At 64.9% G+C, this 16,979-nt stretch carries 10 protein-coding genes; 7 read left to right on the top strand and 3 right to left on the bottom strand.

The window, feature by feature from the left end:
* Positions 1–10 precede the first annotated feature (10 nt).
* Both CYD53_RS02975 and CYD53_RS02970 read left to right on the top strand, forming a co-directional pair.
* Complete coding sequence (locus tag CYD53_RS02975) at positions 11–907, top strand: ABC transporter permease (protein WP_103716596.1); 897 nt, start codon at positions 11–13, stop codon at positions 905–907.
* Positions 908–945: 38 nt separating this feature from the next.
* Positions 946–2,334, top strand: a complete 1,389-nt coding sequence (locus tag CYD53_RS02970) for a M20 family metallopeptidase (RefSeq protein ID WP_103716595.1) — start codon at positions 946–948, stop codon at positions 2,332–2,334.
* A gap of 12 nt (positions 2,335–2,346) precedes the next feature.
* On the opposite strand, the gene CYD53_RS30110 is transcribed toward CYD53_RS02970, so the two are convergent.
* The 3 genes from CYD53_RS30110 to CYD53_RS02950 all read right to left on the bottom strand — a co-directional run bounded on the left by CYD53_RS30110 (position 2,347) and on the right by CYD53_RS02950 (position 11,033).
* Complete coding sequence (locus CYD53_RS30110; RefSeq protein WP_103716594.1) at positions 2,347–2,649, bottom strand: hypothetical protein; 303 nt, start codon at positions 2,647–2,649, stop codon at positions 2,347–2,349.
* A gap of 173 nt (positions 2,650–2,822) precedes the next feature.
* The gene (locus CYD53_RS02960; protein ID WP_181011686.1) at positions 2,823–8,042 is read right to left on the bottom strand and encodes an autotransporter-associated beta strand repeat-containing protein; all 5,220 of its coding nucleotides are present in this window, start codon (positions 8,040–8,042) and stop codon (positions 2,823–2,825) included.
* Positions 8,043–9,845: 1,803 nt separating this feature from the next.
* Positions 9,846–11,033 carry a patatin-like phospholipase family protein gene (locus tag CYD53_RS02950; protein ID WP_103716591.1) on the bottom strand — a complete coding sequence of 396 codons (1,188 nt, stop codon included), beginning with the start codon at positions 11,031–11,033 and terminating at the stop codon, positions 9,846–9,848.
* Between the two features lie 321 nt (positions 11,034–11,354).
* On the opposite strand from CYD53_RS02950, the gene CYD53_RS30975 reads away from it, so the two are divergent.
* The 5 genes from CYD53_RS30975 to CYD53_RS02925 all read left to right on the top strand — a co-directional run bounded on the left by CYD53_RS30975 (position 11,355) and on the right by CYD53_RS02925 (position 16,977).
* Complete coding sequence (locus tag CYD53_RS30975) at positions 11,355–11,591, top strand: ChaB family protein (RefSeq protein WP_103716590.1); 237 nt, start codon at positions 11,355–11,357, stop codon at positions 11,589–11,591.
* A 32-nt stretch (positions 11,592–11,623) separates the two neighbouring features.
* The gene (locus CYD53_RS02940; protein ID WP_245928048.1) at positions 11,624–12,670 is read left to right on the top strand and encodes an alpha/beta fold hydrolase; all 1,047 of its coding nucleotides are present in this window, start codon (positions 11,624–11,626) and stop codon (positions 12,668–12,670) included.
* Between the two features lie 376 nt (positions 12,671–13,046).
* Positions 13,047–13,619, top strand: coding sequence for a nitroreductase family protein (locus CYD53_RS02935; protein ID WP_103716588.1), 573 nt, complete (start codon positions 13,047–13,049; stop codon positions 13,617–13,619).
* The gene (locus CYD53_RS02930; protein WP_103716587.1) at positions 13,619–16,267 is read left to right on the top strand and encodes an erythromycin esterase family protein; all 2,649 of its coding nucleotides are present in this window, start codon (positions 13,619–13,621) and stop codon (positions 16,265–16,267) included. Before CYD53_RS02935 ends, CYD53_RS02930 begins: the two co-directional genes overlap by 1 nt.
* A gap of 179 nt (positions 16,268–16,446) precedes the next feature.
* Complete coding sequence (locus tag CYD53_RS02925; RefSeq protein WP_103716586.1) at positions 16,447–16,977, top strand: flavin reductase family protein; 531 nt, start codon at positions 16,447–16,449, stop codon at positions 16,975–16,977.
* The last annotated feature ends 2 nt before the right edge of the window (positions 16,978–16,979 follow it).

The following is a 16,979-nucleotide window of genomic DNA, read 5'->3' as shown; positions in this document are numbered from 1 at the left end:
ATATTCCAAGATGAGCGACGCCCCCCTCACCCTGCCGCGGCCTGCAGCCCTGCCCCAGGGCAAGACCCTGCTGCGACGCATGCTCTCGCAGACGACGCTGATGATCGGGCTCGGCCTGCTGGCCTGCTTCATCGCCATCGCCGTGCTTGCTCCCTTGCTCGCCCCGCACGACCCCTATGTCCAGAACCTGACGGCCCGCAACATCCCGCCCTTCTGGTACGACAAGGGTAACTGGGCCCATCCGCTCGGCACCGACCCGCTCGGCCGCGACTATCTCTCGCGCCTGCTCTATGGCGCCCGCATCTCGCTGCTGATCGGCATCAGCGTGGTGATCCTGTCGGGGTTGATCGGCGCGACCATGGGCCTGCTCGCCGGCTATTTCGGCGGCCGCATCGACCTTGCCGTCACCTTCATGGTGACGACGCGGCTCGCCATGCCGGTGATCCTGGTGGCGCTCGCGGTCGTCGCCATCATCGGCTCTTCGCTCTGGGTCGTAATCCTCGTGCTCGGCCTGCTGAAATGGGATCGCTTCGCCGTGGTGATGCGCAGCGCGACGCAGCAGGTGCGCTCGCTCGACTATATCGCGGCAGCCCAGGCCTCGGGCGCATCGACGCTGCGCATCATCCTGAAGGAGGTGCTGCCCAACGTCATGCCGCATCTCATCGTGGTCGCGACCCTGGAGGCCGCGAGCGCGATCCTGCTGGAAGCCGCTCTCTCTTTCCTCGGCCTCGGCGTGCAGCCGCCACTGCCCTCCTGGGGCCTGATGATCTCCGAGGCGAAGGCCTACATGTTCTTCGGCTTCTGGCTTATCGCCTTGCCGGGCTCGGCGCTGGCGTTGTTGATCTTCGCGATCAACCTCGCCGGAGACGGCCTGCGCGACGCGCTTTCGCCACCCCGCAACGTTTGATTCCATCGACCCTTTCTGCCGCTGAACGGAGACCATCCATGACCCGCGCCCAGGCCATCGCGCATGCGCAAGACTATTTCGACTCCGGCAGCTTCAAGAGCGACCTCGCCCGCCTGGTCGCCATGCCGACCGAGAGCCAGAACCCCGACCGCGCTCCAGTCCTCGCGGAGTATCTCGAAACCGAGATGCGCCCGCTGCTGGAGGGGCTTGGCTTCACCTGCCAGACGCTGACCCACCCGCTGTCGCGCGGACCCTTCCTGCTCGCCACCCGCATCGAGGACCCGGCCCTGCCGACGATCCTCGGCTACGGCCATGGCGACGTCATCCGCGGGCTCGATGCGCAATGGAGCGAAGGGCTCTCGCCCTGGCGGCTCGTCGAGAAGGACGGGCGCTGGTATGGCCGCGGCGTTGTCGACAACAAGGGCCAGCACGTCATCAATATCAACGCCTTGCGTGCCGTTCTCGAAACCCGCGGCAAGCTTGGCTTCAACGTCAAATACCTGATCGAGATGGGCGAGGAATCGGGCTCTCCCGGCCTGCGCGAGCTCTGCGCCGAGCAGAAGGAGCTGTTCAAGGCCGATGTGCTGATCGCCTCCGACGGGCCGCGCCTCAATGCCGAGCGGCCGACGGTTTTTCTCGGCGCACGCGGCGGCGTCACCTTCGATCTCTCGATCGTCGCCCGCGAGGGCGGCCATCATTCCGGCAATTGGGGCGGCATCCTCTCCGACCCGGCGATCCAGCTTGCCCACGCCATCGCCTCGATCACCTCCCCCAGCGGCCAGATCCGCATCCATGAATGGGTGCCCAAGGAACTGCCGGCAGCCGTCAGCAAGGCGCTGGTCGGTTGCGAGATCGATGGCGGCCCGGACGGCCCGACGATCGACCCCGCCTGGGGCGAGCCCGGCCTGACCCCAGCCGAGCAGGTCTTCGGCTGGTGCTCCTTCGACGTGCTCGCAATGAAGTCCGGCGTGCCGGAGACGCCGGTCAACGCCGTGCCGCCCAGCGCCTGGGCGCGCTGCCAATTGCGCTTCGTCGTCGGCATCGACCAGGACGACATCGTGCCGGCCCTGCGCCGGCATCTGCAGCGCCACGGCTTCCCGATGGTCGAAGTCTCGCTGTCGCGCGAGGCGATCTTCGGCGCGACCCGGCTCGACCCGGAAGACCCCTGGGTGGATTTCACCCTCGCTTCGATTGCCAGGAGCACCAACAAGAAGCCGGCGCTCTTGCCCAATCTCGGCGGCTCTCTGCCCAACGACATCTTCGCGGATGTGCTTGGCCTGCGCACGATCTGGGTGCCGCATTCCTACCCCGGCTGCTCGCAGCATGCGCCGGACGAGCATCTGCCTGTCACGATCGCCCGCGAGGGGCTGACGCTCATGGCTGGGCTCTATTGGGATATCGGCAGTGGCGAGGCGCCTCCGGTCTGAGGGACCGGGCCGCTATTCCTGCGGCTGGCGTGGATCGCGGCCGGGCGGCAGGTCGATCGGTGTCGCCGGCGGTCCCTCGGGCGGTCCGTTCGGCGGCAATTCCGGAGGCGGCTCGGTCGGGATGCCGGCCGGCGCCTCGTCCGGCGGCGATTCGACCGGGGGGGCCGGTGGAATCTCGGTCGGCATCAAGGGCGGCGCCTCGAGCGGCGGATTCGGCGCCGCCGGCGTGCCGCCCGGATCGGCCAGAGCGTTTCCAGGCGAAGTGGAGACCGGTTCGCGTGAAGAAAACGCGTTGAAGGAAAGACCTGGAGCCATTGAACGGTCCGACCGGATCGGAGATGGCTTCAGCTGTTGCGAAAACGAATGGGTCATGCGCGCTCCTCCATCCCCAGGCAAACGCCCGATCCGGCCGAAGGTTCGCAATGCGGGTGAAAAGCAGACGGCCGCGCTTGAGCGCGGCCGTCATCCTGAAGTGGATCTGGAAGCGCTCAGAACTGGTAGCGCAGCCCGCCATTGAAGGCATAACCCTCGATCCGCTCACCGAAGCGCAAATCGGCGCGCACGAAGCCCGACAGGCCGGGCGTCGTCGAGGAGACGGCGAGACCCGCACTGAACTGTCCATAGGTCCCGACCCGGTCCGTGGTCGTCGGGAAGCTCAGGCCGCCGATCTCGCCCGACGCCTTGCTCTTGCCGGCGAATTCGCGCCAGACGCTGGCCGCGATATAGGGCGCGAGCACGATCGTCTCGGTCGGTTGGATAAAGGTGCCGAGCTGCACGCCGAAGCGGCCGGTGACGCTCTCGATCGGCTGCCAGCTGACATTGGCCTGCAGCGTCCGCAGCGAGTCGACCTCGGCGCGCGAATAGAGCAGCGCGATGGAGGGGTCGATATAGATGCTGTCGGTGATGTTGAAGCGCTGGCTCATCGAGGCCAGGCCGCTCCAGCCATCCGCCTTGAACTTCGCATTGGTGATACCGGCCGAAGCGGAATTCAGCTTGAGGTCGAAATTGTCCCGCCGCACCAAGACGTCGAAGGCGAAGCCCGAGCCGCTCCGGACCGCGCCATAGAGGCCATAGAAGGGCTGCTCGACCTCTAGGCGCGTATCGGGTGTCGTGACCTTGGCGTCGACCTTGCCGCCATGGATGCCGAGATTGGCGGTCCAGCCGGTGCCGTTGATGTTGTAGAGGCCAGCGTCGATGCCGAGCTGGAAACCACTGAAGCCAGCCTCGTTGACGCTCCGGAATGAACGCGACACTCCGCCGAGGCTGCCGACGGTGCTGTTCGAAGTGATGTCGAAATGCCCGCCGCGCGCACGCCCCCAGGTGCCGAGCGAGAAGGTGTTCGGCTGCGGGTCGGACGGGCCGCTGATGAACGCCGAGGCCGGCTCGCTGAAGGCGTTGATCGAGGCCAAGGCGCTCGACACGGAGGCAACGAAGCCCGTGGCCGCAACGACGTTGAGATCCGGCCGCACGACATAATTGCCCGAGCCAGGCGTGGCCTCGCCGAACCAGTACTGCACAAGGCCGTTATTGGTGATGAGCTGGCCGGCACCGTTCGGGAACGGGCTCGGCCCGGTCGGAGTCAGCGCATTGGCGGCGACAAACTGGGCGCCGGCTGCACCGTTGACCACCAGGACGTCGCGATTGAGCACCGCGGATGTCGAGGTCAGCTGTGCGAAATCGACCGTCGTCAGGCCTGAGGACGCTCCGCCGACGCTGATCCGGTCGGCCGCCGCGTTGACGATGTCGAGATCGAGCCCGACACGGCCATTGCCGGACCAGCCGCCGCCGACCGTGACGAGGTTGTTGGTGGCGCCGTTGCGCAGGTCGATCATGCCGGTGTTGGCGAGGTTGCCGGAGGTCGTCAGCCTCGCGCCCTGGCCGAGGCTGACGCTGCCCGCATTCGAGAGCGAGGCGAGATTGGCTGCGAGATTGGCCGCGATGGTCACCTGGCCGGTATTGCTGAGAGGGCCGATGACGTTGAGATTGCCGCCGATGAGGTTGATCGCGCCGGCATTGTTGACCTGCAGGCCGCTGCTCAGCGTCGCCGTCCCGCCGGGTCCGTTGAAGTTGATCACGCCGCTGGCGAGATTGTTGATCGCTCCCGCATCGAGGAGCGCGCCGTTCGTGCCGACATTGATCGTCGCGGCGTTGTTCAGCGTATTGGCCGTGCCTTGCAGGATCGCACCGGCATCAAGCGTGATCGTGCCGGCATTGTTGGTGATCGTGCCTGCCGACAGCGTCCTGCCGGCGCCGATCGTGATCGAGCCGGCGTTGACGAGGCTGGCGAGCCCCGTGAAATTGCCGCCGTTCACGGCAAGGATGGCGCCACCGGCATTGCTGAAGCCGCCATTGCCGGCAAGCACACCGCTCACCGTGAAGGTTCCGGCATTGTTGGCGATGGCGCCATTGATCGTGCCGGCCGCATTGACCGTGCCGCTATTGGTGACGCCGCTCTGGATCGTGCCGGTCGTCGTCAGCGTGCCGGTATTGGTCGCGCTCCCCGCGATGAGGCCGCTGTTGTTCGTCGTGCCGCTATTGATCACCGCGGCGTTGACCGTGCCGGCATTGTTGAACGCGCCGGCCGCGGCCACCGTCACATTCGAGGCCAGGACGCCGCCGGCGAGCAGGCCGAGCGTGCCGTCGGAGACCGTCGTGCCGCCGGTATAGGTGTTGACGCCGCCGAGATTGAGCGTGCCGGCGCCGACCTTGATCAGGCTCGTCCCTGCGCCATCGACGATCGCCGAATTGATGGTTGCCGTCAGACCGGCGCCGTTGACATTGATCGTGCCCCCGCCGGCGACCCCGATGCCGAGCTGGCCTCCATTGAGCGTATAGCCGTCGGCATTGAACTGCAGCGTGTCGAAGGCCTGCGTCCCCGCGACGGTGACGACGCCGGCCGTGCCCTGGAACACGCCGACGGAGCTCCGCCAGGAAGCGTTCACCCCGGCCTGGCCGGGCATGCCGGTCCAGCTCGTATCGGTGCCGTTCCAGGTGCCCGCGCCGCCATCGACAGTGCCGTTGCCGAGCGTGTCTGCCCCGTCCCAGAACTGCATGATCTGCCCGGCACCGAGCACGGCGAGGTTGACCTGCTCGGCCGCGCCGGGAGCGTTGGTGTAGACCTGCCCCGTGAAGCCCGCGACGTTGACCGTGGCGTAGTTCCCGGTAATCGCCCCGCCACCCACGACGCTGATCAGCCTGTAGAAGCCCGCGGATGCCGCCGTCGCGGTCAGCGTGCCGCCGAGCTGAACCGGCCCGTTGGAGATCACGAGATCATTGGTGACGCCGCCGACCGTACCCGGACTGTTGAGCTCGAACACCGAATTGGAGCCGGCGTTCAAGGTCAGCGAGCCGACTGTCAGCGTTCCCGGGCTCTGCCCGGCCGAGAGCGTGCCGCCGGCATTGACCGTGACCGCGCCGCCGATCGTGCCGATGCCGGACAAGGTGCCGGTGTTGTTGACTGCCACCGCAGTCGCGCCGAGCGAGCCATTGACCCGCAATTCGCCGCCATTGATCGTGGTAGCGCCATTGTAGGTGTTGGCCCCGGAGAGCGTAAACAGGCCAGTGCCGGTCTTGGTCAGCCCGCCCGCGCCCGAGGCCGCGCCAGCGAAGATCGTCGAGCTGTTGTCGCTGACGGTCAGGGTTGCCCCCAGCGTCGCAAGCGAGCCGGCGACGCCGGAGAGCGAGCCGATCGTCTCGGCTGCGGCGACATTGAGCGTGGCGCCCGCCGTATCGATATTGACCGCCCCCGAATCGGCGATCGCCGCGCCGCCCTGCAGGGTCAGCGTGCCCCCGCTGACGGTGGTCGTGCCGGTATAGCTGTTGGCGCCGGAGAGGATCAGCGTTCCCGCCCCGTCCTTGGTCAGGGCGCCCGCGCCCGTTCCGATCGCGCCCGAGATCGTCGTGTCTCCCGCGCCGCCGACGGTCAAGCCGAACGCACCGGCAACGCCGCCCGACAAGGTAAGCGTCCCGGCGTCGGAATTGATCCGGCTGGCCCCGGCGAGCGTCACCGATCCCGCGAAGCTGTTGGCGCCGGAGATGTTGCGCAACGCGCCATCCGAGGCCACGCCTGTCCCGTTCAGCGACAGCGATTCCGCCCCGACCGCGATATTCCCCTGAATCTGCAAGGCCGCGCCAGCCGCGACCGTGGTCCCACCGGCCGTCGTGCCGAGCGCTGTAGCGTTCTGGATGTTGACGACGCCGGCATTGATCGCGGTTGTGCCGCCATAGGTGTTGGCGCCTGTCAGGATCAGCGTGCCTGTGCCCGAATTGGTCAGCCCGCCGGCACCGGTGATCGCTGTCGTGCTGACGGTGGTCTGCCCCGGTCCGCTGAAACTGAGCGTATTGGCGCCCAACGCGATGCCGCCGGTCAGAGTCAGCGCCTGGCTCGCCTGGACGCTGACGAAGCTACTCGCAGAAAGGCTGATCGCATTGGCTATGGTAACGGCCACCGCGTTGGAGCCGAGCGTGCCGCCGGCGAGCGTGATCGTCCCCGTGCCGAACCCGCCGGCCACGGAGGTCGCCGCAGTGGCTCCAGTGGCGATCGTCGTCCCGCCAACATAGGCACCTGCGGCGTCGATGAGAACTAGACCGCTGCCGACAACAACCGCGCCTGCGCCCGTGATGCCCGCTGTTGTGACGTTGATCGCGCCACCGCCGAATGTCAGCGTGTTCGCCCCAAGCGCGACACCGCCCGTCAGAGCGAGCCCGTTAGCCGCAGAGACGATCGAGGCATTGCTGCCAAGCGTGATCGCACCGCCATAGGTGTTGGTACCACTGACATTGCGCAACGCACCACCGCCCGCGACGCCGGTGCCGTTCAGCGTCAGCGCCTCGCTGGCGATCGTAATGCCGCCCTGGAGCTCCAGCGCCGCGCCGCTCGCAACCACAGTGCCCGCAGCCGCCGTGCCGAGCGCCGTCGCAGCCTGGATGTTCAGCACACCCTGGGAGATCGTCGTCAGGCCGGTATAATTGGAGGCTCCTCCGGCATCGCCGAGCGTCAGTGTTCCGGTGCCGGTCTTGGTCACGGTCAGGCCGACGCCACCGCCTTCCTGGATGCTGCCCGCGAAGGTCGTGGAGGTATTGAGAGCACCGATGGTCAAAGTTGCTCCGACCAACGTGGCGAGCACGCGAGAGCTGCTCCCGCCGCTCAGCTCGCCGAGCGAAACCGCACTGGCCGTCTGGATGAAGATATTCCCGGCCGCGCCGAGCACGAAGCTGGCCGCCGCGGCCGAGCCGGTTCCCTGGAACGAGATGCCGCCATTTCCAGCGGTGGTGTAAACCACATTCGTCCCGGCATCGGCAGCACCACCAAAAACCAGACCCTGGCTGGGGCTGATCACGAAATTCTGCGTCACGCCGGAGTTGTTCGTCACCGAGCCGGCCATGGACAGGGTGTTGCCGACGGTGATCGTATAGCCCTGCGCGCCGGCGTCATAAGTGATGCCCCCGACCGAGGTGGAGGCCGAGATCGCGAGCGCCGCGGGCGCGATCGCGCCCTGGAAGACTGCGGTCTCGCCGGCCGTGTCGGGGACATCGGCCGGCGCGGACCAGTTCGTCGCCGTGTTCCAGTCATTGCCCGGGCCGGCCCAGACCTGCTGCGCCTGCGCCACGTCCGGCTGGAACAGCATCAGCCCGACGATCACGCCCGTCGTCAGGGCGGTTGTCGCTGCGAGTCGCCGCAAACCTTCGCTGGCGGTCCCGGTCGGCATGGGCGCGCTCAGTCTGTGAGCGTCCAGAACGTCGGCCGTCTTCAGCATCTAGGACCTCAAGTCGTATTTGCAGCGTGTCCGTATTCGTCGGCCTGGCGCCAGATAGAAGCGAAGCGGAAACAAGGCGGCCGCCAAATCGACAAAATTTCACCTGAATCCATCCCCTGTTTGCTCCCCTTAAGTCAATACCATGCCCGACAGTCAGAGACCGGCATGGCCAGCTTTGCGCATGCATGACGCAAGTGCGATATTTGGCTTATTCTTTTTAAATCAAAATGTTGCTGCAATTTTCTCAAGAACCGACAACGCACTTGCGAAATGCGGAGAGATAGCGGCGGCCGTTTTTGCCGGCGCGTTACAGAAATACAACGCAGATGCCGGCTAAACGGCGTTTTATCCACGCACCGCAGCGTCTTACTTCGCTCACAAGCATGCAGGGCGCCCGCCCCGTTTTGGCAACGCAGAGAAAATTGACGTTAGTCTCTTAGCTTGCGCGGGTTTCTCAATGTTGCCTGCACACGAACACCAGACCGAAGCGCACACCCGGCAGTATTCGCGCCTCCGACATCGTTGCCGCGCTAACATCCGCAGGATCAAGGTTACGCCGGGCAGCGAGCCCCGACGCGCGGTCCGGAGCGCGTCTCTCGCCACATTTGGCGCCTGATCGCCGCAAAGCGTGATTCGAGCGGGCGTGACGCAAGGCCGGCAACGCCAAGCGACACATGTGCCGACCCTGTGCCGTGAGCCGCCTGGAGCATGCGAAAAAGCAGGAGCCGGTTTTTCGCATGCTGCTCTCACTCTTCGATGAGCGCGGCTCGGCTCCAGCCTCAAACCAAAAAAGGGAGCGCTCAACGCGCGCCCAATCTGCAAACAATGCTGCGAAAGGACGCCCCGATGTCAGGGCTCCTCGTCCGATCAGTATCTGTCGTAACGGCGGTAACCTGGAGGCGGGCCACCATAGCCGCGGCGCGGCCCGTATCCGTAGCCAGGCCCGCGCCCGTAGCCAGGCCCACGTTCGTAACCTCTACGCCCGTAGCGCTGCTGGCGCTGTGTTTCTTCGATGATCATGAGGCGACGCTGCTTGGCCGCGGTCATGGCGAACTCTACAGCCTGCCCGTCGAGCTGACGAGCCACGGTGGCAGGCAATGTCTCGGCCGCGTTAGCTGCCGTCGAGGCAGCAATCGCAGCACTCGCAAGAGCAATGGCACCGACGAATCCGGCAAGGATAGACGTCCTATTCATATTAAATCCTCTCGTGCCGCGTCAGGCGGGCGGCTAATAACGCGAAGAGCGTCGAATCGTTCCACTCGACTTACCGGGGAGACTGCGTTGCGTTCAAGCCTCGCCGAGCCGCGGCGCGGTCGCCAAGAGCGCTCCGGCACCACGTCTATACGTCTCCAGCCCCCGGATGAATGCCGCCATCGCGACGGCGGAAGCAGCCATCGGCAAGATCGCCTGAGCGACCGACCGCGCCTTTTCGGCGTACGGTGCATGGAAACTGCGAAATGAAAGACAAGCCGCACAAACCGTTCCGACTTTGTGTCGCCGAAGGACCACTTTTCAGGAGGCCGGCCACCGGCGGCGGATGGCGGATCGGGCGGCGCGCACCGCGAGCGTCCGGTGCGCTCCGATGGCAGCGGGCGCAGATGCCTGCAATGATCGCCCGGTCGTTCCGGACGCTATCCTGCCGGGCGATTGCTGTATCGCTGGCGAGACTCACCGTCAGGGATATGGCTGCCGTTGCATCAACGCGATGATCGCCTGCAAATCCTTGCTACTGCGAGCGAGCTTTTCGCTCAGCGTTCATAGCCTGCCGTCGATTGCCACGTCGAAGGTAGCGACGCCTTCGGCAACCTCCAGCTCCGGCCGGGTCAAGGCTTCAGGATGACGAAGGGTGCGCACAGCATCATGGTAGCCTGTATCCCAATGCTCGTTGATGTTTGACGCGGAGAAAGCGAAATCCTTGGTCGCCCCAAGATGCGGGCGAGCGTGATAGATCAGCTGAACAATGCGGAATAATTTGCGATCGACCTGCTTATGAAGGCGCTGTATTGTTGGCAAATCGGACACATCAGAGGGCAATTCAGCGAGCGCTAGAGAGACTGTGTTCTTCAGTCTCTGCATTTGCCGAAAGGCGTTACTGCCCGCCCGCGTGCGGCTCGCGTATTGAATCTCATTTTGGCGAGTCATCGTCTCTGCAAGGTCGGACGGGTAGTCGCCACGCGTGTTCCAGACGTCCACTTGGAACACCAGGCTGTCGCGGTGCGGTTCGGCCTCGACAGCCCATTGCAACGGCGTATTGGAGACCACTCCCCCATCCCAATAGAATTCGCCATCCACCTCCACGGGTGCGAACATCGGCGGTAGCGCTGCGCTGGCGAGCACATGCTCCAAACGGATGTCGTGGGAGGCGGTATCGAAATAGCCGAAATTGCCCGTGCGGATGTTCACGGCTCCGACACTGAACCGCATCGAACCCGCGTTGATGCGGTCGAAATCGACATAGCGGCTCAACGACTCCTTGAGTGGAGTGGCGTCGTATAGGCTGATGGCGCCGTCGCAGCCGGTTGGCCACAGCCACGCCGGAAGCAGCCTGGGCGAGAACATCGACCGGACGCCTGCAGCCGCGGCAGAGACAGCGCTTAGATGGCCAAGCCAGGCGCGAATTGCCCGCGAACCGATCACATCCGCGGGCAAAGCCGCCAGCCAGGCCGTGCACCAGGGTTGACTGGCCACCTCGTCCCAGAATGTCCGCAGCTTCGCGATTCGATTGCCCGGCGGTGTTCCGGCGATCAGGGCGGCGTTGATGGCACCGATGGAAACGCCCACGATCCAATCGACCTCAAGATTGGCTTCCTCGAGCGCCTGATAGACGCCGGATTGATAGGAACCGAGCGCTCCACCGCCCTGCAGCACGAGGACGATCTGATCGAAGTCGGGGCGCGCCAGGCCACGATGTGACTTGCGCAACGCGGTTCGAGGCGAATTCATCTGAACCTCTTGAATGAGCAGATCGTCCCCGTCGGGTTAGGCCCTACGGGCGATATGCCGATATATTGTTCATCGACGTCACTCGTCAGACGATGTGCATTGTCGGTCAGATCCGGGCGGGGGCATTGATCATCGTCAACTTGCCGGATTGCCCTTGCGGCCGTTGATCGGCTTTCCCGTGACGACTTGGAAACCTTCCGGCGGCGAGCAGGCACCGCAGGCGACGCACGAACTGATCTGAATCAAGTTCATCGGCCTGCAAGGCAGTCATCATGACGAACGCGGAGGCGGTCGCGCCGCCGCCGCGTGGAGGCGCGACCCATGCCTTACGCCAGCCCCGCCGACCTGCCCTCAATGATGCGGAGCCACCTGCCTCGGCAAGCGCAGGCAATCGTCCGTGCAACCTTGAGCCATGCCCTCACCGTCCATGCGGATGAAGGCCTTCGCAAAGAGACCGCCCATGGGATCGCCTGGGCAGCTATCGGACGATCCGATGTCAGGAACGGCAAGCGTCGGGCTCCCGCGACGCCCATTCCTGAAGAACGGAGGCGGGGATGACGAGAGAACGCTCTTGGGGCCCTGCGCCGGGCTTGTTTCCGGGCCTGCTGGCTGTGCAGCGTGCGGCTATGGACGGACTGCGCGGCGCACACGCACGCGCGCTCGACCTCTTCGGCTTCGGTGTGCATGAGTGCGCCTATGAGGTTATCGCCTCCGGCCCGCACTGGCGGTTGCGGCATTACCCGGGGCCAGCGACAGGCGCCTCGGTGCTGCTCGTTCCGGCGCCGATCAAGCGGCCCTATATCTGGGACCTTGCTCCGGGCGTCAGTACGGTTCGTTTCTGTCTTGACCGCGGGTTCAGCGTCCATCTCATGGAATGGCAGCCTCCGGCGGAAAGCGATGGCCCTGCGGGCATCGAGGACTACGCCGACGCGCTCGTCTCAGCTTGCGACGCTATCGCTGCGGAGCGCCCTGGCCTCCCGCCCTTCGTCCTGGGCCATTCACTCGGAGGCACCCTTGCTGCCATCGCCTGCGCATGGCGGCCTTCTCTCGCCCGCGGTCTCGTCCTGCTCGGCGCGCCGATCAGCTTCGAGCCGGGTTCGAGCCGCTTTCGCGACCTGGTCGTTTCGCAGGACGGTGACATCCCAGAGGATGACACGGTGCCAGGCTCGCTGCTCTCGCAGTCCTGCGCATTCCTGGCGCCCGAAACCTTCGTCTGGCCCCGGTTGATGGATGCCGCCTTCAGCCTCGCCGATCCCGCCGCTCTGGAAACCCATATCCGCGTCCTGCGCTGGGCGCTGGATGAGGTGCCGCTTCCCGGCCGCCTCGTCCATCAGATGGTCGAATGGCTCTACCGCGAGGACCGATTCCGCAACGGCACTCTCACGATTGCGGGCAGAACGCTCGGCCCCGGCGATTTGCGCATCCCCGTGCTGGCCGTCGTCAATCCCTCGGACGAGATCGGCCCTCGTGAATCGGCGCAGCCCTTCTTCGAGAGGATGGCCACGAGCGATACGAGGATCATCGAGCACCCGGCGGAAATAGGCATCGTTCTGCAGCATCTGGCAATTCTCACCGGACGCCAGGCGCATGCCGAGACTTGGCCGGAGATTGCGGCCTGGATAGAGGCCCGAGTTTGAGGCCCGAGTTTGAGGCCAAGGATGCGCCGACTGTTTCGAATATGACCTTGTACCGATCCAGCAGGCGCCGGAGCGTGGCGATGCGGCTGCGCGCGCCCGGCCTCCAGAACCGTTCTGATCCCGACAGCTCGCGAGCCTGGCGATGCCGCCAGCCTCCATCTCGGCCCGGCATCACGACCTTGACCAGACGCAAGCCTAAGCAGGTCTTGTGGAGTGCAACTTCGCTCGTGAAACACGAGGCGTGTACCTCGATCGGCGATCTGCCTGTCCGACTTGCCGAAAGAGCAAGCGATTTCGCGACCATTTGATTTTGATCATGGCCGTCGGGTCATCGACGGCCGAGTGTTTCCGAGAACTGGCTTGCTCGGAGGATTTCATGGACATTCTCGAAGCCATCCATGGACGGCGCGCGGTTCGCGACTATGCGGATAAACCGCCGTCGGAATCCGTGATCCACTCCCTCATCGGCGAGGCCGTCTGGGCGCCGAGCGGCATCAATCTCCAGCCCTGGTGCTTTTTCGTGGTCGACGACCCAGCCACGCTGGCCGCCTGCTCGGCTGAGGCCAAGGCTCTGATACTGAAGCAAACGCAGCTACATCCAAAACTTGCTGACATGCGCGAGAGACTGGCCTCGCCGCAATTCAACATCTTCTACAATGCGCCTGTCCTGATCGTGATCTGCTCGACCACGCCGGACGAAATGGCGCTCAAGGATTGTTGTCTCGCCGCCCAGACCTTGATGCTGGCCGCTCATGCCCAAGGTCTCGGAACCTGTTGGATCGGTTTTTCCGAGGCGTGGCTGAACACGCCGGCAGGCAAGGCCAGGCTCGGTATTCCGGTCGAATTCAGGCCCGTCGCCCCCATCATCATCGGTTATCCGAGCGGCCCGACCCAGGCCACCGAGCGGCGTAAACCCGATATTCGGCATGTCACGGCGGATAAATCATGATGACAAGCGCCAACGCCCGATCACTCTTTATCGACCGCGCCGACGCGGGAAGGATGCTCGCGGCCCGGCTACGGACGCTCCAGCTCGACCACCCCGTCGTCTATGCGCTGCCGCGCGGCGGCGTTCCGGTCGCGGTCGAGATCGCCAAGGCTTTGAAGGCTCCGCTCGATCTCATTCTGGTGCGCAAGATCGGAGCACCGGGCCACCCTGAACTCGCACTTGCGGCCGTCGTCGATGGCGACGCGGCGCAGACCGTCCTCAATGAAAGCGTTGAAGCGATGACCGGGGCGAACGCGGCCTTCCTGAACGCCGCGCGCGACCGGGAGCTTGCGGAAATCAAGCGGCGGCGCCCGCATTATCTCGGCGCCCGGCAGCACATCGATCCGTCGGGCCGTACGGCGATCGTGGTTGATGACGGATTGGCCACCGGCGCCACCGCCAAGGCGGCTCTGCAAGCGCTGCGCCGCCGGGGTGCGACCAAGGTGATCCTGGCTGTCCCCGTCGCACCGCTCGATATGCTCGAGCCGATGCGCGCAGAAGCCGACGAAGTGATCTGTCTTGAGACGCCCCATCCCTTTTTCAGTGTCGGCGCCTTCTATGACGACTTTCATCAGCTCTCCGATGCCGAAACCGTGGCGCTGCTCGCGCAGGCTTGGGACGACAAGGCACCGGCCCATGCGGTCGCTCGGTATGAGGTTCGATTGCCACCGCATGATCTCGTCGGGGACTTGCAAGTCCCCGAGGGTGCGCGAGGTGTTGTTCTGTTTGCTCACGGCAGCGGCTCGAGCAGGTTGAGTACGCGCAATCGCGCCGTTGCTGACGATTTGAACAATCGCGGATTCGCCACCTTGCTGTTTGATCTCCTGGCCGAGGATGAAGCCAAGGATCGCCGCCGGGTCTTCGACATCGATCTGCTCGCCGATCGGCTTTTGCATGCAGCGAGCTATATCGGCGAGCGGACCGATCTCGCCGGCCTTCCGCTTGGCCTCTTCGGTGCCAGCACTGGGGCCGCCGCGGCACTCAAGGCAGCGGCCAGGCTCGGCAAGCGGGTGCAGGCCGTCGTTTCTCGCGGTGGTCGCCCCGATCTTGCCGGCGCCGCGCTGCATGACGTCGGCGCCGCCACGTTGCTCATCGTCGGCGGCGCGGACAAAGCCGTCATCGGACTGAACCGGGACGCATTCGCACAGTTGACATGCGACAAGGCCTTGAAGCTGGTTCCCCATGCTGGTCATCTGTTCGAAGAGGCCGGAGCGCTGGAGCAGGTCATGGAGCTGGCCGGGGGCTGGTTCCAGGCCAAACTCGCTCGTCCCGGCGCGCTAGCGCCGGCATCGACGACCCGCGCAGCCGCACTGACTCTATCGGCTCGTCTTGCTGCCGCGGCCGAACCGTTGCCCGAAATCAGCGACCAGGCTTTTGCCAAAGCCTTCGATCGCTATGCGGATGCGCGCGTGGTCCTGCTGGGAGAGGCCAGTCACGGGACCAGCGAATTCTATCGAGCGCGCGCCGCGATCACGCAGCGCCTGATCGAAACACACGGCTTCGACGCGGTAGCGGTGGAGGCCGACTGGCCGGATGCGGCAGCCGTCGACCGGCATGTGCGGCTGAAGCCGCATCAGGCGATGCCGGTCCCGCCATTCAGCCGTTTCCCCACCTGGATGTGGCGTAATACCGACGTCGAAGCGTTCCTGCGCTGGATGCGTGAACGCAACGCCCCCAGGCCGCTCGCCGATCGCGCGGCCTTTTATGGCCTCGACCTCTACAATATGCGCGCCTCGATGGCGGCAGTGCTTGAATACCTCGACAGTGTCGATCCCCAGGCAGCGGGGCAGGCGCGCGCGCGTTACGCCTGTATGACGCCATGGAACGCCGAGCCCGCCGCCTACGGCCGCGCCGCGCTGAGCGAAGGCTACGCGATCTGCGAGGCGCCGGTCGTGAGTATCCTGGTCGATCTGGTGCGCAGGGCGACAGAGTACGCCGCACATGATGGCGAGACTTTCTTCGATGCGACCCAGAATGCGCGACTGGTCGCCGACGCCGAGCGCTACTATCGCGTCATGTACCATGGTGCGCGCGAGGCCTGGAATCTGCGTGACCGGCACATGTTCGATACGCTGGAACGAATCCTGGCCATGCGCGGCCCCAAGTCGAAGATCGTGGTCTGGGCTCATAATTCCCATATCGGGGACGCCCGCTACACGGAAATGGGGGCTTCACGCGGCGAGCTCAACATCGGCCAGCTCTGCCGGGAGCAGTTTGGCCGGGATGCCGCCCTGATCGGCTTTGGCACCCATAGCGGCTCGGTGTTGGCCGCCTCCGATTGGGACGCCCCCGCCGAGGTCAAAGCCGTGCTTCCCTCGAGGCCCGATAGTTACGAGGCGCTGTTCCACACCGCGAGCGTTGCACGCTGTCTGGTCGACTTGCGCAAGGGCCACAACGAAGCCTTGCGCGGCGATCTCCGCCCCACTCGGCTCACACGCTATATCGGCGTGGTCTATCGGCCCGAGAGCGAGCGGATGAGCCACTACGCCTATTCCTCTTTGTCCGACCAGTATGACGGCTTCGTCTGGTTCGACGAGACCCATGCCGTCACGCCTTTGGCTACGCAGCTCTCGACAGGCGAGGACGAGACCTATCCCTTTGGTCTCTGAGACCGGATTCAGGCAGCGCCGACAGCCACCCACACCGCGGAGCGACCGAATTGTGGTGGCTTCGACCCGATTGGGACGCGTCCGTAGCAGGTCGGCGCTTACTAGCGGTTCCTCGCTTCCGCGGTCATCCGCGTCATGAGTTGCGATGCGCTGGTGACGTCTTCGTCGAGAACTCCACGATGAACAAGCTCGAGCTGTCCAAGGTCTATCAAATTATTGAGCCCGGGCCGGTCGTCTTTCTGACGACGGCGCACGAAGGACGCGCCAATGTCATGACCATGTCCTGGCATATGATGGTGGATTTCGAGCCGCCGCAGATAGCCTGCATCGTCAGCGCGGCCAATTACAGCTTTGCCGCGCTGCAAGCGACGAAGGAATGCGTCATCGCCGTCCCCGCTCGGAGGCTGGCAGTTGCGGTGGTCGAGGTCGGCAATTCATCCGGACGCGACATCGATAAATTCGAAAGCTTCGCGCTCACGGCCAAACCGGCCTCGCGCGTCCAGGCGCCCCTCATTGCTCAATGCTTTGCCAATCTCGAATGCAAGGTCATCGATACCCGCCTGGTCACCAGCCACAATCTCTTTTTCCTCGAAGTCGTGGAGGCTTGGATCGATCGCGCGCAGAGACGCCCAAAAACGATCCACCATCATGGCTATGGCAAGTTCGTCGTCGACGGCTCCACGATCCAGTTGCAGTCGAAGATGCGATAGCT

The organism is Allobosea psychrotolerans, from assembly GCF_002917105.1.
GTDB lineage: Bacteria > Pseudomonadota > Alphaproteobacteria > Rhizobiales > Beijerinckiaceae > Allobosea > Allobosea psychrotolerans.
The sequence above is the reverse complement of the archived record's forward strand: the minus strand, read 5'-3'. Positions and strand labels throughout refer to the sequence as shown.